This window comes from Streptomyces sp. NPDC024555, assembly GCF_055559335.1.
The window spans coordinates 212935-237197 of the sequence record NZ_JBVHKV010000004.1; the positions used below are offsets into that span (position 1 = coordinate 212935).

General features: G+C 72.5%; 19 protein-coding genes. 16 read left to right on the top strand and 3 right to left on the bottom strand.

Annotated elements, in window-relative coordinates; translation table 11 throughout:
• Nucleotides 1–30: 30 nt before the first annotated feature.
• From ACZ4FH_RS08595 to ACZ4FH_RS08605, 3 genes are read left to right on the top strand one after another with little or no spacing between them, the layout of a single operon-like run.
• Nucleotides 31–1188: an acyl-CoA dehydrogenase family protein gene (locus tag ACZ4FH_RS08595; RefSeq protein ID WP_467303306.1), complete on the top strand. Its 1158-nt coding sequence runs from the start codon at nucleotides 31–33 to the stop codon at nucleotides 1186–1188.
• Between the two features lie 19 nt (nucleotides 1189–1207).
• Nucleotides 1208–2095 carry an acyl-CoA thioesterase II gene (gene tesB / locus ACZ4FH_RS08600; RefSeq protein WP_467303307.1) on the top strand — a complete coding sequence of 296 codons (888 nt, stop codon included), beginning with the start codon at nucleotides 1208–1210 and terminating at the stop codon, nucleotides 2093–2095.
• Between the two features lie 38 nt (nucleotides 2096–2133).
• Entirely contained in the window at nucleotides 2134–3156 is a 1023-nt protein-coding gene (locus ACZ4FH_RS08605; RefSeq protein ID WP_467303308.1) for a cation diffusion facilitator family transporter, read from the top strand.
• Between the two features lie 76 nt (nucleotides 3157–3232).
• On the opposite strand, the gene ACZ4FH_RS08610 is transcribed toward ACZ4FH_RS08605, so the two are convergent.
• Entirely contained in the window at nucleotides 3233–4012 is a 780-nt protein-coding gene (locus ACZ4FH_RS08610) for a phosphatase (RefSeq protein WP_383640370.1), read from the bottom strand.
• A 246-nt stretch (nucleotides 4013–4258) separates the two neighbouring features.
• On the opposite strand from ACZ4FH_RS08610, the gene ACZ4FH_RS08615 reads away from it, so the two are divergent.
• Complete coding sequence (locus ACZ4FH_RS08615; RefSeq protein WP_467303309.1) at nucleotides 4259–5932, top strand: glycosyltransferase family 2 protein; 1674 nt, start codon at nucleotides 4259–4261, stop codon at nucleotides 5930–5932.
• A 14-nt stretch (nucleotides 5933–5946) separates the two neighbouring features.
• Entirely contained in the window at nucleotides 5947–8907 is a 2961-nt protein-coding gene (locus ACZ4FH_RS08620) for an acyltransferase family protein (protein WP_467303310.1), read from the top strand.
• A 70-nt stretch (nucleotides 8908–8977) separates the two neighbouring features.
• On the opposite strand, the gene ACZ4FH_RS08625 is transcribed toward ACZ4FH_RS08620, so the two are convergent.
• A complete protein-coding gene (locus ACZ4FH_RS08625) occupies nucleotides 8978–9637 on the bottom strand; it encodes an SACE_7040 family transcriptional regulator (RefSeq protein ID WP_467303311.1) in 660 nt (219 codons plus the stop codon).
• Between the two features lie 132 nt (nucleotides 9638–9769).
• On the opposite strand from ACZ4FH_RS08625, the gene ACZ4FH_RS08630 reads away from it, so the two are divergent.
• The 9 genes from ACZ4FH_RS08630 to ACZ4FH_RS08670 all read left to right on the top strand — a co-directional run bounded on the left by ACZ4FH_RS08630 (nucleotide 9770) and on the right by ACZ4FH_RS08670 (nucleotide 19482).
• Nucleotides 9770–11377 (top strand): carboxyl transferase domain-containing protein, encoded by a 1608-nt coding sequence (locus ACZ4FH_RS08630; protein WP_383640382.1) that lies wholly within the window; start codon nucleotides 9770–9772, stop codon nucleotides 11375–11377.
• Between the two features lie 13 nt (nucleotides 11378–11390).
• Nucleotides 11391–13460 carry an acetyl/propionyl/methylcrotonyl-CoA carboxylase subunit alpha gene (locus ACZ4FH_RS08635; protein WP_467303548.1) on the top strand — a complete coding sequence of 690 codons (2070 nt, stop codon included), beginning with the start codon at nucleotides 11391–11393 and terminating at the stop codon, nucleotides 13458–13460.
• Complete coding sequence (locus ACZ4FH_RS08640; protein ID WP_467303312.1) at nucleotides 13457–14416, top strand: hydroxymethylglutaryl-CoA lyase; 960 nt, start codon at nucleotides 13457–13459, stop codon at nucleotides 14414–14416. Before ACZ4FH_RS08635 ends, ACZ4FH_RS08640 begins: the two co-directional genes overlap by 4 nt.
• 7 nt (nucleotides 14417–14423) lie before the next feature.
• Nucleotides 14424–15590 carry an acyl-CoA dehydrogenase family protein gene (locus tag ACZ4FH_RS08645; RefSeq protein WP_467303313.1) on the top strand — a complete coding sequence of 389 codons (1167 nt, stop codon included), beginning with the start codon at nucleotides 14424–14426 and terminating at the stop codon, nucleotides 15588–15590.
• Between the two features lie 109 nt (nucleotides 15591–15699).
• Nucleotides 15700–16263 (top strand): YrhB domain-containing protein, encoded by a 564-nt coding sequence (locus ACZ4FH_RS08650; RefSeq protein ID WP_467303315.1) that lies wholly within the window; start codon nucleotides 15700–15702, stop codon nucleotides 16261–16263.
• A gap of 169 nt (nucleotides 16264–16432) precedes the next feature.
• A complete protein-coding gene (locus tag ACZ4FH_RS08655; protein WP_467303316.1) occupies nucleotides 16433–17278 on the top strand; it encodes an alpha/beta fold hydrolase in 846 nt (281 codons plus the stop codon).
• 57 nt (nucleotides 17279–17335) lie between these two features.
• Complete coding sequence (locus tag ACZ4FH_RS08660) at nucleotides 17336–17974, top strand: GNAT family N-acetyltransferase (protein ID WP_467303317.1); 639 nt, start codon at nucleotides 17336–17338, stop codon at nucleotides 17972–17974.
• Nucleotides 17971–18330 (top strand): hypothetical protein, encoded by a 360-nt coding sequence (locus ACZ4FH_RS08665; protein ID WP_467303319.1) that lies wholly within the window; start codon nucleotides 17971–17973, stop codon nucleotides 18328–18330. Before ACZ4FH_RS08660 ends, ACZ4FH_RS08665 begins: the two co-directional genes overlap by 4 nt.
• A gap of 120 nt (nucleotides 18331–18450) precedes the next feature.
• Nucleotides 18451–19482 (top strand): ABC transporter substrate-binding protein, encoded by a 1032-nt coding sequence (locus tag ACZ4FH_RS08670; RefSeq protein ID WP_467303322.1) that lies wholly within the window; start codon nucleotides 18451–18453, stop codon nucleotides 19480–19482.
• Nucleotides 19483–19729: 247 nt separating this feature from the next.
• Here ACZ4FH_RS08670 and ACZ4FH_RS08675 read toward each other — a convergent pair whose 3' ends face one another.
• Nucleotides 19730–21388, bottom strand: coding sequence for a beta-N-acetylhexosaminidase (locus ACZ4FH_RS08675; protein ID WP_467303323.1), 1659 nt, complete (start codon nucleotides 21386–21388; stop codon nucleotides 19730–19732).
• A 344-nt stretch (nucleotides 21389–21732) separates the two neighbouring features.
• On the opposite strand from ACZ4FH_RS08675, the gene ACZ4FH_RS08680 reads away from it, so the two are divergent.
• Complete coding sequence (locus tag ACZ4FH_RS08680) at nucleotides 21733–22008, top strand: hypothetical protein (protein ID WP_383640424.1); 276 nt, start codon at nucleotides 21733–21735, stop codon at nucleotides 22006–22008.
• A gap of 59 nt (nucleotides 22009–22067) precedes the next feature.
• A complete protein-coding gene (gene glmS / locus ACZ4FH_RS08685; RefSeq protein ID WP_467303550.1) occupies nucleotides 22068–23897 on the top strand; it encodes a glutamine--fructose-6-phosphate transaminase (isomerizing) in 1830 nt (609 codons plus the stop codon).
• The last annotated feature ends 366 nt before the right edge of the window (nucleotides 23898–24263 follow it).

The following is a 24263-nucleotide window of genomic DNA, read 5'->3' on the forward strand; positions in this document are numbered from 1 at the left end:
GCCCAGCGAAGCCGACCAGGGAGGCACCCCGTGCGCCGTACGGTATTCAACGAGGACCACGAGGCGTTCCGGGAGACCATCCGCGCCTTCATCGCGGCCGAGGTCGTACCGGTCTACGACGACTGGTTCGCGGCCGGCCAGGCCCCGCGCGACTTCTATCTGAAGCTCGGCGAGCTGGGCGTCTTCGGCATCAACGTCGACGAGGAGTACGACGGCGCGGGCATCGACTCGCACAAGTACGAGGCGGTCATCTACGAGGAGACCGCCCGCGCGGGCGTGTCCTTCGGCGGCTCCGGCGTGCACACGCTGCTCGGCCTGCCGTACATCAAGATGCTCGCCACCGAGGAGCAGAAGAAGCGCTGGCTGCCGAAGTTCGCGACCGGTGAGGAGATGTGGGCCCTCGCGATGACCGAGCCGGGCACCGGCTCCGACGTCGCGGGCATGAAGACCACCGCCAAGCTCTCCGAGGACGGCACGCACTACGTCCTCAACGGCGCCAAGACCTTCATCACCGGCGGTGTGCACGCCGACCGCGTCATCGTCTGCGCCCGCACCTCCGCGCCGCGCGAGGACGACCGCCGCTTCGGCATCTCGCTGTTCGCCGTGGACACCACGTCCGAGGGCTACTCGGTCGGCCGCAAGCTCGACAAGCTGGGCCTGAAGGTCTCCGACACCGCCGAGCTGGCCTTCGTCGACGTCAAGGTCCCGGCCGAGGACCTGCTGGGCGAGGAGAACAAGGGCTTCGGCTACCTCGGCACCAACCTGGCCTCCGAGCGCTGGGGCATCGCCTTCGGCGCGTACGCCCAGGCCGCGGCGGCCGTCCGCTTCGCCAAGGAGTACGTGCAGGACCGCACGGTCTTCGGCAAGACCGTCGCCTCCTTCCAGAACACCAAGTTCGAGCTGGCCGCCTGCCAGGCCGAGGTGGACGCGGCCCAGGCCGTCGCCGACCGCGCGCTGGAGGCGCTGGACGCCGGTGAGCTGTCCGCCGCCGAGGCCGCCTCCGCGAAGCTGTTCTGCACCGAGGTCGCGCACCGCGTGATCGACCGCTGCCTCCAGCTGCACGGCGGCTACGGCTTCATGAACGAGTACCCGATCGCCCGCCTGTACGCGGACAACCGGGTCAACCGCATCTACGGCGGCACCAGCGAGGTCATGAAGTCGATCATCGCCAAGTCCATGGGCCTGTAGAGCGGCTACGTTCTCCTCCATGAGCTCAGCACCCGACCCCCTGCTCGATCTGCTGGATCTCCTCGATCTCGAACAGATCGAGCAGGACATCTTCCGGGGCACCAGCCGTTCGGCGATCGTGCCCCGCGTCTTCGGCGGACAGGTCGCGGCCCAGGCGCTCGTCGCCGCGGGCCGCACCGTCCCCGCGGACCGCACCGCGCACTCCCTGCACTCCTACTTCCTGCGGATGGGCGACCCCGGGGCACCGATCGTCTACAGCGTCGACCGGATCCGCGACGGCCGCTCCTTCACCACCCGCCGGGTCGTCGCCGTCCAGCACGGCCAGCCGATCTTCCACCTCTCGGCGTCCTTCCAGACGTACGAGGACGGCCTGGAGCACCAGGCGGACATGCCGCCCGCCCCCGACCCGGAGACGCTGCCCACGGCCGCCGAGCTGCTGCCGCGCTACGCCGACCGGTTCAGCGGCCCCGAGGTCGTCGACAAGCTGATCGAGGCGCGGGCCGCGGTCGATCTGCGGTACGTGGACGCCCCGCCGTTCGGCACCGTCGGCGAGGTGCGCGAGCCCCGCTCGCAGGTGTGGTTCCGCACCAACGGCAAGCTGGCCGACGATCCGCTGCTGCACGTCTGCATGGCCACGTACGTCTCCGACATGACCCTGCTCGACTCGGTGCTGCTCGCCCACGGGCGCGGCGGCTGGGCGGTGGGCGACGTGGTGGGCGCGAGCCTGGACCACGCGATGTGGTTCCACCGGCCCTTCCGCGCCGACGAGTGGCTGCTGTACGACCAGGAGTCGCCGTCCGCGTCCGGCGGGCGCGGGCTCGGCCAGGCCCGGATCTGGACCCGGGACGGCCGGCTGGCGATCACCGTCATCCAGGAGGGCGTGGTCCGCGTCCCCCGGGAGGACTGAACGGGCCGTACCCGCCCGATTCCGGCAGACTCCCCTCCATGAGCGACGCACGCCCCGGAGGGGAATCGGAGACCGGTCCCGAGGCCGCGGGCGGGGGCGGGGAGTCCACCTTCACCGTCGTCGTCGCGGCGGCCGCCAATCTCGGGATCGCCGTGGCGAAGGCCGTCGCCGGGCTGATCAGCGGTTCGAGCGCGATGCTCGCCGAGGCGGCCCATTCGGTCGCCGACACCGTCACCGAGATCCTGCTCCTCACCGCGCTGAAACGCGGCGCGAAACCCGCCGACGAGGACCACCCCCTCGGCTACGGCCCCGAGCGCTACATCTGGGCGCTGCTCGCCTCCGTCGCCACCTTCGTCGGCGGCGCGGTCTTCTCCGTCTACGACGGCGTCCACACCCTGGTCTCCGGCGAGGAGCTGGGCGACCCGCTCGTCTCGTACGTGGTGCTCGCCGTCGCCTTCCTGCTGGAGGGCTTCTCGCTGCGCACCGGGCTGCGGCAGGTGCGCCGGGAGGCGGTCCGGCTGGACACCCCGGCCCGGCGCTACTTCCGGCTGACCCCGGACACCGCCGTCAAGGCCGTGGTGATGGAGGACTCGGCGGCCCTGGTGGGTCTGGCGCTGGCGGCGGGCGGGCTGCTCGGCGGGCAGCTGACGGGCTCCGGCGTCTGGGACGGCATCGCCTCCGTGCTGATCGGCCTGCTGCTCGTCTACGTCGCCTGGGTGCTCGGCCGGTCCAACGCCCAGCTGCTGATCGGCCGTCCGGTGTCGGCGCGGATGCGCGCCGGGATCCGCGAGGAGCTGCTCTCCGTCCCGCACATCATCGACGTGCTGGAGCTGACCACGCTCATCCAGGGGCCGGACGAGATCCTGATCGCCGCGAAGATCGACTTCCGGGACGTGGCCAGTGCCGAGCAGGTCGAATGGGCCTGCGAGGAGGCGGAGGAGCAGCTGCGGGAGCGGTATCCGTCCGTGCGGCGGGTGTATCTGGACCCGACGCCGGGTCTGGAGCAGCGGCGGCGGGCCCGTGCGGCGGGCCGGGACCGGCCGCCGGGGCCGGGGTCCTGAGGCCGCTCCCCGGGCCGGGGCGCGGAGTCCGGGCCGTACCGCCGCCGCGGGCCCTCCCGCCGTACGGGGACGCCCCTCAGAGCAGTCCCGCCGCGTCCAGCAGGTAGTCCGTCATGGGGTCGTAGAACCGCGGGTCCAGCACATGGTCGTCGAGCGGGACGGCGACCTGGAGGGTGCCCTCGGCCTCGCCGAGGAAGAGTGCCGGGTCGTTGCAGTCCGCGTAGCCGATGGCGTCCAGGCCCCGCTGGGCCGCGCAGCCCGCCCAGCCGTGGTCGGCGACGACCAGGTCGGGCGCGGGGCGGCCCTCGCGCTCCAGCCCGTCCAGGATCGCGGCCATGGGGGCCGGGGAGTGGGTGTGCCAGAGGGTGGCGCCCCGCTCCTGCACGGCGACGTCCGCGAACTGGAAGACCATGCCCTCGTCGGCCATCAGCCCGGAGGGGATGCGGACGATCTCGCAGCCGGCCGCCCGCAGCGCCGCGGCGGTCTGCCGGTGGACGTCCAGCAGCCCGCCCGGGTGCCCGGTGGCGAAGAGCACCCGTTCGCCGCCGTCGGCGGCCTTGCGCAGCCGGGCCGCGGCCCGCTCCAGCGCGTCCACGGTCAGTTCGGGGTCGATGGTGTCCTGCCCGAAGCGGTGCTCCGGGTCGTCGCTGACGCCGCACCGCTCCGCCATCACGGCCAGCACGTCCTGCTCGTCGCGCCAGCGGTCGCCCAGCTCCAGCCCCAGCCAGTAGTGGCGGTCGCCGTTGGCGAGCTTGCGGTAGTGGGAGAGGTTGTTGTCGCGCGGGGTCGCGACGTCCCCGGCGATACGGGTGCGGACCAGGTGTTCGACGAGGGCGGCGCGGCTGGGTATCGGCATGCGCCCATTGTGCCGTGGAGTGTGCGCGGTGTGCCGGTCGAATGACTCTCCGGATATTGAGGGACCGTTCACCCGGCCGTGACCTGGAACTTCTCGTTCCACCCCGGCCGGACGCGTGAAATAGGTCCAGACCACTGACTTCACGCCAACTCGTGTCCTGTTCACCGTGTTGCAACAAGTGGTCTATACCTTTGGCATTAGGCTGGGCCGCCCGATACCGGGACATGCACAGCCGTGGGGGGCTATATGACCGTTCATCACCTGCCGCAACCTCCGTCCGACCGGGAGCTGTACTGGTACTTCGGACCGCAGCGCCGCTGGGTCCTGATCAGCTCCTCCCTCGCCTTCGTCCTCACCGCGGCGACGATGCTCACCTTCGCCCTGCGCACCCCGGCCCTCTGGGCCTTCCTCCTGGTGCTCTCGGTGAACGTCGTCGCCCTCGTCCTCTCCTCGGTGAACAGCCTGCGCCAGCGCCGGCTGACCCGGCGCTCGCACGAAGTCCTCGTGCACGCCTGGAATCCGACCGACCCGCCCTCCGTCGACCTCTACCTGCCGACCTGCGGCGAACCGCTCGCCGTCCTGGAGAACGCCTACCGCGCCGTCGCCCTGATCGACTGGCCCGGCGAGCTGACCGTCTGGGTCCTCGACGACGCCGACCGCGCCGAAGTGGCCGCGCTGGCGGGCACGTTCGGCTACCGCTACGTCGTACGGCCCGACCGGGGGCACCTCAAGAAGGCGGGCAACCTCAACCACGCCCTGACCCTGAGCAGCGCCGAGCACATCGCCATCCTGGACGCCGACTTCGCGCCCCGGCCCGACTTCCTGCGCCATCTCGTGCCGTATCTGGCCGACCCCGGCGTCGGCATCGTGCAGAGCCCGCAGTGCTTCGACACCGACGAGACGATGAGCTGGATCCAGCGCGCCGCCGGATCGGCCCAGGAGTGGTTCTTCCGCTGGATCCAGCCGTCCCGGGACGCCAGCGACGCCGCCATCTGCTGCGGCAGCAACGCCGTCTACCGCCGCAGCGCCGTCGACCTGGCCGGCGGCTTCGCCCGGCTCGACCACAGCGAGGACCTGTACACCGGACTCGCCCTGTACGAGAAGGGGTTCCGGACCCTGTACGTCCCGGTGCTGGTCGCCAAGGGCACCTCGCCGGACAACCTCGCCTCGTACCTCAACCAGCAGTACCGCTGGGCGATGGGCAACCTCCATCTGATGGGCACGCCCGTCCTGAAGCGGATGGGCGCCCCCTGGCGGATGCGGCTCTGCTTCTACGAGGGCATCGTCGGCTATCTGACGACCGTGGTGAACACCTTCGCGGCCCCGCTGCCGCCGCTGGTGATGATGTTCTGGTACCCGGACGACATCCGGCCCTGGCACGTCCTGCCGCTGCTCGCGCCGCTGTGGCTCTGGCACGTGCTGCTGCCGCGCATCAGCCGCACCCGCTGGCGGATCGAGGTGATCCGGGCCAACGTCCTGACGAGCGTGGCCGCCGGGGCCGCCTTCCTGCACACCCTGCGCGGCCGCAGCGCGGCCTGGGTGCCCACCGGGGCGGGCGGCGGAAAGCCGGGCACCATGGCGCACCGGGTGGTCCTCGTCTCGCTCGTCTGGCTGGTCGGCTCCACCGGGGCGGCCGCCGCCGGCCTCGCCCTGGCGGTGGCCCGAGGCGGCTGGGAGCCCACCTGGGGGCTCGGCCTCTATCTGCTGGTCCAGCTCCAGATCAACGTCCCGCTGATCAGGGACCTGGTGGCCGGGCTGCGCCCCGCGTCCGCCGGCCGCCCCGCCCGGGTCCGCGCCGCCCGGCGCCCCTCGGTACTGCCCCGGCGCTGGCCCGAAACCCTGGCCGTCACGGCCACGCTCGTCCTCACCGCACTGCTCGCGTCCGGCTGGGTCAACCCCATGCTGCCCTGGCTGAGCTGAAAGGTCACCGTTTCATGCCCACCCTCGCCCCCTCCGGTCGCCCGACCGCAGGCAGCACCGCCGCCCGGCCGCCCTCCGGCGCGTCCGGGTCCGGTGCCACGGGTACCCGCCGGTCCGCCTTCCGCCCCGACATCGAGGGACTGCGCGCCTTCGCCGTCCTCGCGGTCCTCGCCTTCCACGCCTCCGTACCGGGCCTGGCCGGCGGATTCGTCGGCGTGGACGTCTTCTTCGTCGTCTCCGGCTATCTGATCACCGGGCTGCTGGTGCGGGAGGCCGTCACCACCGGCCGCGTCCGGCTCGGCGAGTTCTTCTCCCGGCGGGCCCGCCGGCTGCTGCCCTCGGCCTCCGTGGTGCTCGTCGCCGTCGCGGCGGCCGGGGCCTGGCTGACCGTACCGCTGCGCCGGACCGACCTGGAGAACGACGTCGTCGCGGCGGCCCTCTCGGTCGCCAACTGGCGCTTCGTACAGCAGCGGACCGACTATCTGGCCGCCGGGCAGGACGAGAGCCCGTTGCTGCACTTCTGGTCGCTGGCCGTGGAGGAGCAGTTCTACCTCGTCTGGGCCCCGCTGCTCGCCGCGCTCGCGGTCCTCGCCGCCCGCGCCGCGCGCCGGGGACGCGCCCTGCGGCCGGTGGCCGTGGCCGTCACCGCCGTGCTGACGCTCGTCTCCTTCGCCCTCTCGCTGCGCTGGACGGACGACTCCGTCTCCCTGGCGTACCTCGGAACCCCCTCGCGCGTCTGGCAGTTCGGCGTCGGGGCGCTGCTGGCGCTGCTGCCGTGGCATCTGCTGCGCGGGCCCCGCGCGCTGCGGCTGCTGTGCGGCTGGGCGGGGGCGGCGGCCCTGGTGTGGTGCGTCCTGGAGTACGACGCGGACACGCCGTACCCCGGCGTCGCGGCGCTCGTCCCCACCCTGGCGACGGCCGCGGTCGTCCTGGCCGGGATACCCGGCCGGCACCCGCGCGAACAGGCCCGCTACGGCGTGGGACGGGTGCTGGGACTGCGCGGCCCCCGGGCGGTCGGACGGCTCTCCTACACGCTGTACCTCTGGCACTGGCCGGTCCTCGTGCTCGCCGAGGCCCGCCTCGGCACCCTGGAGTGGCCGGCCAGGACGGCCCTGACACTGGCCTCCGTGCTGCCCGCGCTGGCGACCATGCGCTGGGTGGAACGCCCGCTGCGCTACAGCCGCACGGTCACCGAACTCCCGCGCAGGGGACTGTCGCTGGGCGTGTTCGCCGTCGTCGTCCCGGTGGTCCTCGCGCTCGTGGTGGGCACGACCACCCTGCGGCTGCTGGGCCCGTCCGCGCCGGTCGACGCGAAGGGGCTCCCGCTCGGCGCGGCCGAGGGGCCCTCGCTGCTGACCGGGACCCCGCCGAAGGACTCCCCGGTGGTGCCGAGCCCGGTCCAGGCGAGGAAGAGCTTCCCGCCGGACGGGGCGTGCGAGGTGGCGCCGCCGGTCACGAGCAGCCCGCCCTGCCTGTTCGGCGCGGTGGACAGCCCCGACCGGATCGTCCTGCTCGGCGACTCGCACGCCGGCCAGTGGTTCTCCCCCGTCCTCAGCTTCGCCGCGAAGCGCGGCTGGGCGCTCCAGGAACTGGTCAAGCAGGGCTGCCCGCTGCCCCGGCTCACCGTGGTGAACCCGCAGCTGGGGCGTACGTACCACGAGTGCGACACCTGGCGGGCGGACAGCCTCGCCCGGCTGGCCGACGGGCCCAAGCCCCGCATGATCGTGATCTCCTCGCTCAACCGCTACACGGACGACCGGGACCTGCTGCTCGCCGCGTGGGAGAAGACCCTGAAGCCGCTGCGGGCGCTCGGGGTGCCGATCGTGTACATCGAGGACACCCCGGTGCCGGGCACGGACGTCCCCGCGTGCGTCTCTGGCCATCTCGACGATCCGGAGGCCTGCGCCTTCGACCGCGCGAAGGCCCGGTGGGCCGATCCGCTGGCGGAGCGGGCGGCGGCCGGCAAGCTGCCCGGGGTGCGGACCGTCGGGGTGAACGCGGTGCTCTGCCCGGCCTCCGGACCGGTCTGCCCGGCGGTCCTGGACCGGGTCCTGCTCTACCGGGACGACGCCCATCTCACCGATGTGGCGGCCGTGGTCCTGGCCCCGAGGATCGAACGGCTCCTCGCGGGGCCCGGCACACCGGCCCGGGACGGCTGGACGCAGCTGCTGCGCGAGGATTTCGACGGCCCGGCGGGCACCCGCCCCGCCGCCTCCCGCTGGCTGTACGACCGGGGCACCTGTTATCCGGGCTGCCCGGCCGCCCAGTGGGGCACCGGGGAGATCGAGACGATGACCGACTCGACGGACAACGTCCGGCTGGACGGCAGGGGCGCGCTGGAGATCGTGCCGACGCTCCGTGACGGGCGGTGGTACTCGGGCCGCATCGAGTCGAGGCGTTCCGACTTCGCTCCCCCGCCCGGCGGGGTGCTGCGGATCGAGGCGTCGATCGCCCTGCCGGACGTCACGGGCGCGGCGGCCGGCGGCTACTGGCCGGCCTTCTGGACGCTGGGCGCCGGACTGCGCGACGGCTACACCGGCTGGCCCGGCACCGGCGAGATCGACGTGATGGAGTCGGTCAACGGGCGGGACGCCGTCTTCGGCACCCTGCACTGCGGTACGGACGGGGGCGGCCCCTGCCGCGAGCCGATGGGCCTCACCTCGCCCCGGCAGGCCTGCCCCGGCTGCCGCGGCGCGTTCCACACGTACGCCGTGGAGCTGGACACCGCGCCCGGCGCCGAGGAGCTGCGCTGGTATCTGGACGGGCGGGTGTACCACCGGGTGAAGGCGTCCGCCATGGACGCGGCGACCTGGGACCGGGCGCTGAAGCGCGGGCAGTTCCTGATCCTGAACGTGGCGATGGGCGGCGCGCTGCCGGCCGCCGACGGCGCCACGGCGGGTCCGGCCACGGAGGCCGGGCACGCGATGCGGGTGGACCGGGTCCTGGTGTCGTCCCGGGCGGCCACCGGCCGCTGACCCGCGTCCCCTCAGGACCCGTGGTCACGGCGTCCTCCCGGAGGCCGTCGCCCCGCTGACCCGCGGTCCCTCAGGACCCGTCCGGCTCCGTTGCTCCGGACGGGTCCTGTCGCGTCCCCGGCTCCGCCGCCGCGGCGAAGGCGCCCCGGGCCAGCCGGTGCAGCAGGGCGGCGGTCGCTGCGCGGCCGGGCAGGGCGCCGGGGCGTCCGAGGTGCGGGGTCGAGTTGAGCAGGCCGAACACGGCGTGGACGGCCGCGCGCGCCTCGTTCTCCGCGAGGTCCGGGTAGAGGTCGCGGACGGCGGCCACCCACACCTCGACGTACTCGCGCTGGAGCCGGCGGACCCGCTTGCGGTCGCTGTCCCGCAGGCGGTCCAGCTCGCGGTCGTGCAGGGTGATCAGGGGGCGGTCGTCGAGGGCGAAGTCGATGTGGCCCTCGATGAGCGCGTCCAGCAGCGCCTCGGGGGACCTGTCGCCCGAGGCGTCCTCGGAGACCCGGAGGCGTCCGCCGGCCAGCAGCCGCTCGCTGATGCCGACGAGCAGTTCGGCGAGCATCGCGTCCTTGCCGGGGAAGTGCCGGTAGAGGCCGGGGCCGCTGATGCCGACGGCGGCGCCTATCTCGTCGACGCCGACTCCGTGGAAGCCGCGCTCGGCGAAGAGGCGGGCCGCTTCCCTGAGGATCTGCTCGCGGCGGGTGGGGGCCGCGACGCGGGCGGCGGCATGGGTGCTCATGACGAGTCATTCTAGACAGGCGCGTTAGCGGTCGTTAACCTGAGAGGAACGTTAACGCTCACTAACAGCCTCCGCCCGCCGATCGCGGACGAGGCCGGTCACATCGCGGTACGGGCAAGGGGGCTCGACAGGATGCAGCAGGCACCGGTGCTGGCGAGTGCGGCGGACCCCGCCTCGGAGGCCTGGCAGGCCAACGAGGCGGGACACCACGCGCTCGCCGACGAGCTGCGCAGGCGGCTCGCCACGGCCAGGCTCGGCGGGGGTGAGAGGGCCCGCGCCCGGCATGTGGCGCGCGGCAAGCTGCTGCCCCGGGAGCGGGTGGACACCCTGCTCGACCCGGGCTCCCCGTTCCTGGAGCTGGCCCCGCTGGCGGCCGAGGGGCTGTACGGGGGCGCGGCACCGGCCGCCGGGGTGATCGCCGGGATCGGCCGGGTCAGCGGCCGGGAGTGCGTGATCGTCGCCAACGACGCGACCGTCAAGGGCGGCACGTACTACCCGATGACCGTGAAGAAGCACCTGCGGGCCCAGGAGGTGGCGCTGGAGAACCGGCTCCCCTGTCTGTACCTGGTGGACTCGGGCGGTGCCTTCCTGCCGATGCAGGACGAGGTGTTCCCCGACCGCGAGCACTTCGGGCGGATCTTCTACAACCAGGCCCGGATGTCCGGGGCCGGCATCCCGCAGATCGCCGCGGTGCTGGGCTCCTGCACGGCCGGCGGGGCGTATGTGCCCGCGATGAGCGACGAGGCCGTGATCGTCCGCAACCAGGGCACGATCTTCCTCGGCGGCCCGCCGCTGGTGAAGGCCGCCACCGGCGAGGTCGTCACCGCCGAGGAGCTGGGCGGCGGCGAGGTCCACTCCCGTACGTCGGGCGTCACCGACCATCTCGCGGAGGACGACGCGCACGCGCTGCGCATCGTGCGGACCATCGTCTCCACACTGCCGGAGCGCGGTGCGCTGCCGTGGTCCGTGCGCCCGGTGGACGAGCCGAAGGTGGACCCCGCCGGGCTGTACGGGGCGGTGCCCGTCGACTCGCGCACGCCCTACGACGTGCGCGAGGTGATCGCCCGGGTGGTGGACGGCTCGCGGTTCGCCGAGTTCAAGGCGGAGTACGGGACGACGCTGGTCACCGGCTTCGCCCATGTCCACGGCCACCCGGTCGGCATCGTCGCCAACAACGGCATCCTGTTCTCCGAGTCCGCCCAGAAGGGCGCGCACTTCATCGAGCTGTGCGACCAGCGCGGCATCCCGCTGGTCTTCCTCCAGAACATCTCCGGCTTCATGGTCGGCCGGGACTACGAGGCCGGCGGCATCGCCAAGCACGGCGCCAAGATGGTCACCGCCGTCGCCTGCGCCCGGGTCCCGAAGCTGACCGTGGTGGTCGGCGGCTCCTACGGGGCGGGCAACTACTCGATGTGCGGCCGGGCCTACAGCCCCCGCTTCCTGTGGATGTGGCCCAACGCGAAGATCTCCGTCATGGGCGGCGAACAGGCAGCGTCCGTGCTCGCCACCGTCAAGCGCGACCAGCTCGGCGACGACTGGAGCACCGAGGACGAGGAGGCCTTCAAGGCCCCGATCCGCGAGCAGTACGAGACCCAGGGCAACGCGTACTACGCCACCGCCCGGCTCTGGGACGACGGGGTCATCGACCCGCTGGAGACCCGGCAGGTGCTGGGGCTCGCCCTGACCGCGTGCGCCAACGCGCCCTTGGGCGACGCCGGCTTCGGCGTCTTCCGGATGTGAGGCAGAGATGACGATGTTCGACACGGTGCTCGTCGCCAACCGCGGCGAGATCGCGGTCCGGGTGATCCGGACGCTGCGCACCCTGGGGGTGCGCTCGGTCGCCGTCTTCAGCGACGCCGACGCCGACGCCCGGCACGTACGGGAGGCGGACACGGCGGTCCGGATCGGTCCCGCGCCGGCCGCCGAGAGCTATCTGAGCGTGGAGCGGCTGCTGGAGGCGGCGCTGCGCACGGGCGCGCAGGCCGTCCACCCGGGCTACGGCTTCCTCGCGGAGAACGCGGCGTTCGCGCGGGCGTGCGCGGACGCGGGCCTGGCCTTCATCGGCCCGCCCGCCGACGCCATCGCGCTGATGGGCGACAAGATCCGGGCCAAGGAGACGGTGGCCTCGGCCGGTGTCCCGGTGGTGCCGGGCTCCACCGGAGGCGGGCTGACCGATGCCCAACTGGCCGCGGCGGCCGGGGAGATCGGCGTCCCGGTGCTGCTGAAGCCCTCGGCGGGCGGCGGCGGCAAGGGCATGCGCCTGGTGCGGGACGCGGCGCTGCTCACGGACGAGATCGCGGCCGCCCGGCGCGAGGCACGGGCCTCCTTCGGCGACGACACCCTGCTCGTGGAGCGCTGGATCGACCGGCCGCGCCACATCGAGATCCAGGTCCTGGCCGACGGCCACGGCACCGTGGTGCACCTGGGCGAGCGCGAGTGCTCGCTCCAGCGCCGCCACCAGAAGATCATCGAGGAGGCGCCGTCCGTCCTGCTCGACGAGGAGACCCGGGCGGCGATGGGCGAGGCGGCCGTCCAGGCGGCCCGCTCCTGCGGCTACGTCGGCGCGGGCACGGTGGAGTTCATCGTCCCGGGCAACGACCCGTCCTCGTACTACTTCATGGAGATGAACACCCGCCTCCAGGTCGAGCACCCGGTGACCGAGCTGATCACCGGCCTGGACCTGGTGGAGTGGCAGCTGCGGGTCGCGGCGGGCGAGCACCTCCCGTACGACCAGAGCGACATCACCCTCACCGGTCACGCGGTCGAGGCGCGGATCTGCGCCGAGGACCCCGCGCGCGGCTTCCTGCCCTCCGGCGGCACGGTCCTCGCGCTGCGCGAACCGCAGGGCGACGGGGTGCGCACGGACTCCGGGCTCGCCGAGGGCGGCGAGGTCGGCAGCCTCTACGACCCGATGCTCTCCAAGGTGATCGCGTACGGCCCCGACCGGGCCACGGCACTGCGCCGGCTGCGGACGGCCCTCGCGGACACCGTGGTCCTCGGCGTCCCCACCAACGCGGGCTTCCTGCGCCGGCTGCTGGGCCACCCGGCCGTGGCGGCGGGCGAGCTGGACACCGGCCTGGTGGAGCGCGAGGTGGACGGCCTGGTCCCGGACGGCGTGCCGGAGGAGGTGTACGCGGCGGCGGCGCTGCTGCGGCAGCACTCCGCCCAGGCCCCGGACCCGGCCGTCTGGGCCGACCCCTTCTCGGCCGGTGACGGCTGGCGGATGGGCGGCGTCCCGGCGCGTACGGTGCGCTCCTTCCACATCCCGGGCCACGAGCCCGTCCAGGTGGGGCTGCGGCCGTGCGGGGCGGGCGCGGAGCTGACCTTCGGCCATGTCGGCGAGGGCGCCGCCCCGCCGGCCCCGTCCTCGGGCTCCTGCGGCCCGCTGGGCCCGCTGCCCGGGGGCCCGGAGACGGCCAGGACCCTTTCCGTCGACGGCGGCCGCATCACGCTGGAACTGGCCGGGGTCACCCATGTGTTCGCGTACGCGGAGTCCCCGGAGGGCCACTGGCTGGGCCGGGACGGCGACACCTGGCACGTGCGCGACCACGATCCGGTGGAGGCCTCGCTGACCGGGGCCGCCCGCTCCGGCGCCGACACGCTCGCCGCGCCCATGCCCGGGACGGTCACCGTGGTGAAGGTGGCGGTCGGGGACGAGGTCGTGGCCGGGCAGAGCCTGCTGGTGGTGGAGGCGATGAAGATGGAGCACGTCATCTCCGCGCCGCACGCCGGCACCGTGACCGAACTCGACGTGACCGCCGGGACCACGGTGGCCATGGACCAGGTACTGGCGGTCGTGGTCCCCGCCGGGGAGGAAGCATGACGGACACCGGCCGCACCCTGCCCATGACCGTGGCGGCGCCGGGCCTGCCCGCCCGGGTCCGGATCCACGAGGTCGGCGCCCGCGACGGGCTGCAGAACGAGAAGGCGGTCGTCCCGACCGAGGTGAAGGCGGAGTTCATCCGCCGGCTCGCGGTCGCCGGACTGACCACGATCGAGGCGACGAGCTTCGTCCACCCGAAGTGGGTGCCCCAGCTCGCCGACGCCGAGCGGCTGTTCCCGATGCTCGGCGACATCGCGGACGTGGGCGACGTGGAGCTCCCGGTCCTGGTGCCCAACGAGCGCGGGCTCGACCGGGCGCTGGCGCTCGGTGCCCGCTCGATCGCCGTGTTCGGCTCCGCTACGGAGACCTTCGCGTCCCGCAATCTGAACCGCACGGTCGACGGGTCCCTGGCCATGTTCGAACCGGTCGTGGCCCGCGCCAAGGCGGACGGCGTGCGGGTGCGCGGCTACCTGTCGATGTGCTTCGGCGACCCGTGGGAGGGCCCGGTCCCGGTCCCCCAGGTCGTCCGGGTCGCCAGGGCCCTGCGCGACCTGGGCTGCGACGAGCTGTCGCTGGGCGACACGATCGGCACGGCCACCCCCGGCCATGTCCGCGCCCTGCTGTCCGCGCTGAACGCGGCGGGCGTGCCCACCGACGTCCTCGGGGTGCACTTCCACGACACGTACGGCCAGGCCCTGTCCAACACCCTCGCCGCGCTCCAGCACGGGGTGACCACCGTGGACGCCTCCGCGGGCGGCCTCGGCGGCTGCCCGTACGCGAAGAGCGCGACGGGGAACCTGGCCACCGAAGACCTGGTCTGGATGCTCGACGGCCTCGGCATCGAGACCGGCGTCGATCTCGGCGAGCTCACCGCCACCAGCGTGTGGCTCGCCGGCCACCTGGGCCGACCCAGCCCGTCCCGCACCGTCCGCGCCCTGTCCCACGAGGAGCAGTGATCCACCGATGTCCCTGGACCACCGGCTGACCGCCGAGCACGAGGAACTGCGACGCACCGTCGAGGAGTTCGCCCACGACGTCGTCGCGCCGAAGATCGGCGACTTCTACGAGCGCCACGCGTTCCCGTACGAGATCGTGCGGGAGATGGGCCGCATGGGCCTGTTCGGGCTGCCGTTCCCCGAGGAGTACGGCGGGATGGGCGGCGACTACCTCGCCCTCGGCATCGCCCTGGAGGAGCTGGCCCGGGTCGACTCCTCGGTGGCGATCACCCTGGAGGCCGGCGTCTCGCTCGGCGCGATGCCGGTGTTCCGCTTCGGCACGGAGGAGCAGAAGCGGCGGTGGCTGCCGAAGCTCTGCTCGGGCGAGGCCCTGGGCGCGTTCGGCCTCACCGAACCGGACGGCGGCTCGGACGCGGGCGGCACCCGTACGACGGCCGTCCGCGACGAGGCCACCGGCGAGTGGGTCATCAACGGCTCCAAGTGCTTCATCACCAACTCCGGCACGGACATCACCGAGTTGGTCACCGTCACCGCCGTCACCGGCCGCAAGGAGAACGGCGCCCCGCGCATCTCCTCGATCATCGTCCCCTCCGGCACCCCCGGCTTCACCGTCGCCGCCCCCTACTCCAAGGTCGGCTGGAACGCCTCCGACACCCGCGAGCTCTCCTTCTCCGACGTCCGCGTCCCCCTGGAGAACCTCCTCGGCGAGGAGGGCCGCGGCTACGCCCAGTTCCTCCGCATCCTCGACGAGGGCCGCGTCGCCATCGCCGCCCTCTCCACGGGCCTGGCCCAGGGCTGCGTCGACGAGTCCGTCAAGTACGCCGCCGAACGCCACGCCTTCGGCCGTCCCATCGGCACCAACCAGGCCATCCAGTTCAAGATCGCCGACATGGAGATGCGCGCCCACATGGCCCGCATCGGCTGGCGCGACGCCGCCTCCCGCCTCGTCGCCGACGAGCCCTTCAAGAAGGAGGCCGCCATCGCCAAGCTGTACTCCTCCACCGTCGCCGTCGACAACGCCCGCGACGCCACCCAGATCCACGGCGGCTACGGCTTCATGAACGAGTACCCGGTCGCCCGCATGTGGCGCGACTCCAAGATCCTCGAAATCGGCGAGGGCACCAGCGAGGTCCAGCGCATGCTGATCGCCCGCGAACTGGGGCTGCCGGCCTGAGATACGGCGCGGCCGGGCGCGCCCTCGGGCCCGCCCGGCCGAAGGCCTCTCCAGTCCTTCCCGGGCAAGGTGCTGGTCACCGTCGCGGTCCGCAGGGGATGCTGCACGCGTGATTGAGCGAGATACCGCGGTCCGGATCGTTGAACAGGAGCTGGAACGCGACTACCGGCGTGACCTGGCCGCGGGACTGGAGCCGATCCGCATGGCCGTGGCGCATGTGGAGCGGCACGAGCTGGCCTGGGTGGTCTCCTGGACGTCCGAGGAGTACCTGCGGACCGGGAATCCCGACTTCCTGCTCGCCGGGAACGGACCGTACTTGGTCGACCGCCGCGACGGCGGCCTTCACCGGATCGGGGTCGTCTCCGCGGTGACGGAGGCCTGGGTGGTGGACTACCGGGTGCGCATACGGGGCCAGGCCGTGCGCACCGCGGTCGACGATCTGCACGACGAGGTTCGGGCAGTCGCGGCAACGCGCGGACGGATCCATGCCATGCACGCCCTGCGCCGGGGCCTTCCGGTGCTGACGCATGCCCAAGTCGTCGAGTACGTGACCGCTCTCCACGACGGCGATCCTCCGAAGCACCTTGCGGACATCGCCGACAGAGAGCTGGTACCACCTGTCGATCCGGTTCTGTCGGTGGAGACGATCCGCGGCCCGCGAAGTGCTGAGTGACGCTGTTCCGAAGCTTCCTTCAGGACTCCTTCGAACCGTGGCGCCGGAGCAGGAGTCCGAGGTACTCGGTGTGGTGCGTGCGAACGCGAACGCCCGCCCGTTCGTTCACCTCTCGGAGTACCGGAAAGGGCGGCCCCACCGGGGCCGTCCGTGGGGAGGGGGGTTCCGCGTGCACATCGAGGCCGGGTCGGTGGAGACGACGGGCGGACGGATCGACGTCAGACAGACAGGGAAGGGCGTCAACGTCCTGTTCGTGCACGGGCTGATGGTCAACGGACAGGTGTGGGACCCGCTGGTGAAGGGGTTACGGGGGCGGTGCCGGATGGTGATGCCGGACATGCCGCTGGGCGGGCACCGGACCCCGCTCGCGCCGGACGCCGACTGCTCGCTGGAGGCGCACGCGGGGCGCGTACGGGAGATCGCGCGCGGGCTGGAGGGTCCCGTGGTGCTGGTGGGGAACGACACGGGCGGGGCGATCGCGCAGATCGCCGTGGCGCGTGAACCGGAGCTGTTCGCGCGGCTGGTGCTGCTGCCGTCGGACGCCTTCGGCAACTGCCCGCCCCGGCCGCTCCTCCCGATGCGCCCGCTGCTCGCGGTGCCGGGCGCGATGCGGGCCGTGGCGCCGCTGCTGCGGCTGGGCCCCGTCCAGCGGGCGGTGATGGCGCTCGTGGCGCGCAGCAGGGTCCCGGCGGACCGGATCGACGCGATGGTGGGCGAACTGCCCCGGGACCGGGGCGTGCAGCGGGACTTCGTGAAGCTCGTACGGGGTCTGCGGCCGGAGGTCACCCGCGCGGTGGCCGGGGAGCTGGGCCGGTTCGAGCGGCCGGTGCTGATCGTCTGGTCGCGGAAGGACCCGCTGTTCCCGTTCGGCCACGGGGAGAGGCTGGCCGCGTGCTTCCCCGACAGCTCGGTCGTCGTCGCTGAGCGTTCCCGCGCGTTCGTGTCGCTCGACGAACCGGACTGGCTCGCCGAGCGGCTGGCGGAGTTCATCGGTCCGGTGGCGCCGGCACACTGATCCCCCGCCGCCGCAATTCGTTCGACACCCCCGGCCCCGCCTCGGCAGAGTCGGTCCATGACGCATCCCGCCTGGCCCCTGTACGGGCTCCGCATCCGCACCCCGCGCCTCGAACTGCGCCTCCCCGACGACGCGTTGCTGAGCGATCTGGCGTCCGTCGCGGCGGACGGGGTGCACGCTCCGGATGCCATGCCGTTCACCGTGCCCTGGACCGACGGGAGCCCCGGCGCGCGGCGGCGGGCGGTGTTCCAGCACGTCCTGGGCACGATCGCCGGCTGGCAGGAGTCCGACTGGGTGCTGAGCCTCGCGGTGCTGCACGAGGGCCGGGTGGTCGGGCGGCAGGACGTGGCGGCCCGGGACTTCCGCACCGTCCGCGAGGTGAGCACCGGATCCTGGCTGGGCCTCGCCCACCAGGGCCGCGGCATCGGCACCGAGATGCGGGCCGCCGCCCTCCACCTCGCCTTCGCCGGCCTGGGCGCGGACTCGGCGGTCTCCGCGGCGATGACCGACAACCCGCGCTCGCTGGGCGTCTCACGACGCCTCGGCTACCTCCCCGACGGACTGGAGACCGCCTCGCTCCGGGGCGGTCGCGTCACACTCCAGCGGCTGCGCCTGGACCGGGCCCGCTGGGAGGAGGCGCGCGAGGTCGAGGTGTCGGTCGAGGGGCTGGACGGGTGCCGGGAGCTGTTCGGATGAGCCTCCTCGTCCACACGTACGTCCGCGGCCGCAGCGGCAAGGACCACTTCCTGGAGGATCCCGAACACGGGCTCACACTCGCGGGCTTCGAGAGCAGCCGGACCAAGCTCTGGGGTGCCGAGCCGACGCGGGCGCTCGGGGCGCGGTTCCTGCCGCGGCTGGCGGAGACGGATCTGTGCGTGGAGCCGGAGGAGACCGAGGAGTTCCTGGCCGAGCTGGAGTCCCTGCGCCCGCACACGGCGGCACTGGCCGCGCACGCCGGCTTCCACGAGGACTACGTGGCCGCGCGGCTGGCCAACATCAGGGCGGCGGCCGAACGGGCCCTGGACGTGGGCGGAGGCGTCATCGTCTGGTGACGGACACCGGGAGACCCGGGCACCCCGGCACCCGGCGCGGAGGCGTTCTGAGGTTAGGCTAACCTTCCCTCAAACGTGTCAACGGCCGGCCCTCCGGCTCGTACGAAAGCGGATCCCGTCATGCGCACCGCCCGAGCCTCCCGTCCCACCCGTCGCGGCCTGCTGGCCATGGGCGGCGCCGTCGGTCTCGGCGCCGTGCTCGCGGCCTGCGGCGACAGCGACACGAAGGACTCCGGGTCCACCGGGGCGAAGAGCGCCGACGCCGGGCCGTGGAGCTTCGAGGACGACCGCGGGAAGACCGCCGAGGCGAAGTCCGTCCCGAAGAACATCGTCGCCTTCACCGGGGTGGCCGCCGCCCTCCACGACTACGGCGTCGAGGTCAAGGCCGTGTTCGGGCCGACGAAGACCACGGACGGCAAGGCCGACGTCCAGGCCGGCGACCTCGATGTGAACAAGGTCGAGATCCTCGGCAACGTCTGGGGCGAGTTCAACGTCGAGAAGTACGCGGCCCTCGGCCCGGATCTGCTCGTCACCGCGATGTGGGAGAAGGACGCCCTCTGGTACGTGCCGGACGCGTCCAAGGACAAGATCCTCAAGCTCGCCCCGAGCGTCGCCCTGTGGGCCGCGCAGACCACGATCCCCAAGGCGATCCAGCGCCACGAGGACCTGGCGGCCTCGCTCGGCGCGGACGTGAAGGCCAAGGCGGTCACCGACGCCAAGGCCCGCTTCGAGAAGGCCGCGGCCCGGCTGCGCGCCGCCGCGAAGTCCAAGCCGGAGATCCGGGTGATGATCGGCTCGGCCAGCCAGGACCTGTTCTACGTCTCGCTCGCCAAGACCTCCGCCGACACCCTGTACTTCCAGGAGCTGGGCGTGAAGTTCGTCGAGCCGAAGGTGAACGCGGCCGGTTTCTTCGAGGAGCTGAGCTGGGAGAACGTCGACAAGTACCAGGCCGACGTGATCATGATGGACAACCGCTCCTCGGCCCTCCAGCCCTCGGCCCTGACCTCCAAGCCGACCTGGGCCCAGCTGCCCGCCGTCAAGGCCGGCCAGGTCGTGCCGCGTACCACCGAGCCGATCTACAGCTACGACAAGTGCGCGCCGATCCTGGAGGACCTGGCCGAGGCCATCGAGAAGGCCAAGAAGGTCGCCTGAGCCGCCGCCGACCCGGTCTCCGCGCGCCGAAGTCCGGAACCATACCTTCCGGTTGATGTCCGGCGGTGCGCGGCGGCCGGTCCGGCGACGGAACCGGCCGCCGGGCACCCCGGACCGGCCGCGTCCGGGCCCCGGAAGACGGCCGCCCGACACACCTCGGCGCGGGATTCCCCGTCGGGGACCGGACAGCCCGAGGGGCGGCCGGGGACTTCGCGTCCCCGGCCGCCCCTCGGACCTTTCGTACGGTTCAGCCCGCCGCCGGCTCCGCCGGCCACGGCACCTGCGGTGAGCGGTAGTAGTCGATGCCCATCGCGGTGAACCGCGGCCCCAGCGCCGCCAGCCGCAGCTTGTACGTGTCCCAGTCGTGCGTCTCGGCCGGGGACCAGCCCAGCTCCGCCGCCCCGGGCAGCCTCGGGAACGCCATCGCGTCGATGTCGTCGCTGTCGGTCAGCGTCTCCGCCCAGATCGGCGCCTCGACCCCGAGCACGGAGTCCGCCGGAGCGCCCGTGAGATAGGCCGCCGGGTCCCAGTCGTAGGAGCGCTGCACCTCCACCAGGCCCGCCCACTTCAGCCCGAGCACGGTGTCCGCGGTGTACTTCATGTCGAGGTACACCCGGTCGGCCGGCGACAGCACCAGCCGGGTGCCGTTCTTCGCCGCGTCCACCACCTGCTGCCGGTCCGCGGCACTGGTCTTGTCGTAGCCCCAGTACTGGGCGACCGCACCCTTGACCGGGGACGCCCCGGTCAGCTGGTGCCAGCCCATCACGGTCTTGCCGTGCCGGCCGACCGCGGCCTGCGCCCGTTCCATGATCTTGGCGTAGTCGTCGTGGCTCGTGGAGTGCGCCTCGTCGCCGCCGATGTGGAGGTAGCGGCCGGGGGTCAGCGCGGCCACCTCCCCGATGACGTCGTCGATGAACCTGTAGGTGACGTCCTTGGCCGCGCAGAGCGAGCTGAAGCCGACCTTGATCCCGGTGTAGAGCGGGGGCGCGACACCGTCGCAGTTCAGCTCGGCGTACGAGGCGAGGGCGGCGTTGGTGTGGCCGGGCATGTCGATCTCCGGCACCACCTCCAGATAGCGGGAGGCCGCGTACCGCACGATCTCCTTGTACTGGCTCTTGGTGTAGTAGCCGCCCGGACCGCCGCCGACCTCGGTCGATCCGCCGTACGTGGCCAGGTTCGGCCAGGAGTCGACGGCGATCCGCCAGCCCTGGTCGTCGGAGAGGTGGATGTGGAAGGTGTTGATCTTGTACAGCGCCACCTGGTCGATGTAGCGCTTGACCTCCGCCACCGAGAAGAAGTGCCGGGAGACGTCGAGCATCACGCCCCGGTAGCCGTAGCGCGGCGCGTCGGTCAGCGTGCCGCCCGCGACCTTCCACGGCCCCTTCTGGACGCTGTCGCGCTCGATCCGGTCCGGGAGGAGCTGACGCAGCGTCTGCACGCCGTGGAAGAGCCCTGCGGGCTTGCGGGCGGTGATGGTGACGGAGCCCCGGCCCGACGTCAGGGTGTAGCCCTCCGCGCCGAGCGAGGTGTCGGCGGAGCCCAGCCGCAGCCGGATGCCGCCCGGCCCGGAGCGGTCGGTGACCGGCAGCGCGTATCCGGTCGAGGGGCGCAGCACGCCCGCCAGGTATTCGCCGATCCTCCGCACCTCGCCCGAGGACCCGTCCACCCGGATGGCGGTGGCGGGGGTGAGGGCGTACGGGGATCCGCCGGGTCTCACCGAGACGGGGGCGGGCACGATCTGGCCGAGCGGCCGGGGCTCCGACGCGGCGGGCGCCCCGCCCGCGGCGGACGCCTCGGGGGCCGCGCAGGCGCTGGAGATTCCGGCCGCGGTGACGAGGAGGAGCGAGCCGAGAAGGCGGGGCAGCGCGCGGGACAGGGCGCCGCGCCTCGCTGTGTGCGGTCTCACAAGCAGTCCCTTTCTAGGGGGTCACACCTGGATCTCTCCTGACCATTCGAACCGTCGCCATGCGTACCGCGTACCTCACGGATGGTCAAGGTGTAGACCACTTCCCCGTACGGCCCCCGATGGAACATGGCCGACAGTCCGGGCGTACTGGCCGAATACGTCCCACCGGCCCGCGCGGACCCGTCGACGGCCCCTCCGCCGACCCGTCGCCGATCCGCGTTCCGACGGGCCCGAGACCCGGAAGAATCCCCCAGAACGGAAAAATGAGAGCCGTTCCCCGTCATCCCTGCCCGATATCGGGCAGGATTGTTGCGTCTGGACCCCTTCCACCGCAATATCGACGAGTGCTTGAACGCCGTTCGTCCCATGACGACCTCATCGACCACCTGGTGCGCAGCACCGCGCTCCAGCGCGGGGAAGCCGCCCGGGTGGTCCTCGACGTGCTGGCCTACTTCGACGAGACGACCGACGCGTTCGTCCGCCGCCGCCATCGCGAGCTCCAGTCCGGCGGACTGGTCAACACGGAGATCTTCGAACGGATCTCGGCCGAGCTGCCGCACCGCGCGGTCGCGCCGCCGGAGCTCTCGCTCCGCCAGCTGCGCCGCATCGTCTACGGCTGACCGGTCACCCACGCGCTCATTCAGTCATTACCTGTACGTCGATGGAGGGCAGAGACCTCATGTGCGGAATCGTCGGTTACATCGGAAAGCGTGATGTCGCTCCGCTGCTGCTGGAAGGGCTGCAGCGGCTGGAGTACCGCGGCTACGACTCCGCGGGCATCGTGATCACCGGGAAGCCGGCGGCCGGCAAGCCCGCCGCGCTCAAGATGGTCAAGGCCAAGGGCCGGGTCCGCGATCTGGAGGCCCGCGTCCCCAAGCGCTTCACCGGCACCACCGGCATCGCGCACACCCGCTGGGCCACGCACGGCGCACCGAGCGACGAGAACGCCCACCCGCACCTGGACGCCGACAACAAGGTCGCCGTCGTCCACAACGGCATCATCGACAACGCGGCCGAGCTGCGCGCCCGGCTGACCGCCGACGGCGTCGTCTTCCTCTCCGAGACCGACACCGAGGTCCTGGTCCACCTCATCGCCCGCTCGCAGGCGGACACCCTGGAGGGCAAGGTCCGCGAGGCCCTGCGCTCGGTCGAGGGCACGTACGGCATCGCCGTGATGCACGCCGACTTCAACGACCGCATCGTCGTCGCCCGCAACGGCTCCCCGGTCGTCCTCGGCATCGGCGAGAAGGAGATGTTCGTCGCCTCGGACGTAGCCGCGCTCGTCGCCCACACCCGCCAGGTCGTCACCCTCGACGACGGCGAGATGGCCACCCTGAAGGCCGACGACTTCCGTACGTACACGACGGAGGGCTCGACCACGACGGCCACGCCGACCACCGTGGAGTGGGAGGCCGAGTCGTACGACATGGGCGGCCACGACACGTACATGCACAAGGAGATCTCCGAGCAGGCCGACGCCGTCGACCGGGTGCTGCGCGGCCGGATCGACGACCGGTTCGCCACCGTGCACCTGGGCGGCCTCAACCTGGACGCCCGCGAGGCGCGCGGGGTCCGCCGGATCAAGATCCTCGGCTGCGGCACCTCGTACCACGCGGGCCAGATCGGCGCCCAGCTGATCGAGGAGCTGGCCCGCATCCCCGCGGACGCCGAGCCCGCCTCCGAGTTCCGCTACCGCAATCCGGTGGTCGACCCCGACACCCTGTACGTCGCGGTCTCGCAGTCCGGTGAGACGTACGACGTGCTGGCCGCCGTCCAGGAGCTGAAGCGCAAGGGCGCGCGGGTCCTCGGTGTGGTCAACGTGGTCGGTTCCGCGATCGCCCGGGAGGCGGACGGCGGTACGTACGTGCACGCCGGCCCCGAGGTCTGCGTGGTCTCCACCAAGTGCTTCACCAACACCGTGGTCGCCTTCGCGCTGCTCGCCCTGCACCTGGGCCGGATCCGGGACCTCTCGGTCGCCGACGGCAAGCGGATCATCGAGGGCCTGCGCCGGCTGCCCGCCCAGATCAGCGAGATCCTGGAGGGCGAGGACGAGATCAAGAAGCTGGCCGCCGAGTACGCGGACGCCAAGTCGATGATGTTCATCGGCCGGGTGCGCGGCTACCCCGTGGCCCGCGAGGCCTCGCTGAAGCTCAAGGAGGTCTCGTACATCCACGCCGAGGCCTATCCCGCCTCCGAGCTGAAGCACGGCCCCCTCGCCCTGATCGAGCCCGCGATGCCGACCGTGGCGATCGTGCCGGACGACGACCTGCTGGAGAAGAACCGCGCCGCGATGGAGGAGATCAAGGCCCGCAGCGGCCGCATCCTCGCGGTCGCGCACCAGCCGCAGGAGAAGGCCGACCACACCATCGTCGTGCCGAAGAACGAGAACGAGCTGGACCCGATCCTCATGGGCATCCCGCTCCAGCTCTTCGCGTACCACACCGCCCTGGCCATGGGCCGCGACATCGACAAGCCGCGCAACCTCGCGAAGTCCGTCACCGTCGAGTAGTCCCCTCCCCCTGCTCTCCCCTCCGGGGGGCGTACAGCGGGAGCGCCCCGCACCCACGGTCCACCGGGTGCGGGGCGCTCCCGTATACGCGCCCGGCGCACTCCCGGCTCACCTCCCCTGACGTTTATGCACACTTCATAAGCGCACAATCCACATGTACGGGCCGGTAGACGCACCCGGTTCCCTGTTTCCGTAGACGAGTTGACGCCACGTCGGTCTCAACGGATGGAAAAAGACCGGCCGTCGGCCGGGCTCGATCATTGGCTGATCAGAACACCCTCGAAGCAGACCGGTCACGGCCACGATGCGCGGCCCGCGAGGACCCGGCGGGGGCGCGCGAAGGGGCCGGCCGGCGGCGGCCGGGAG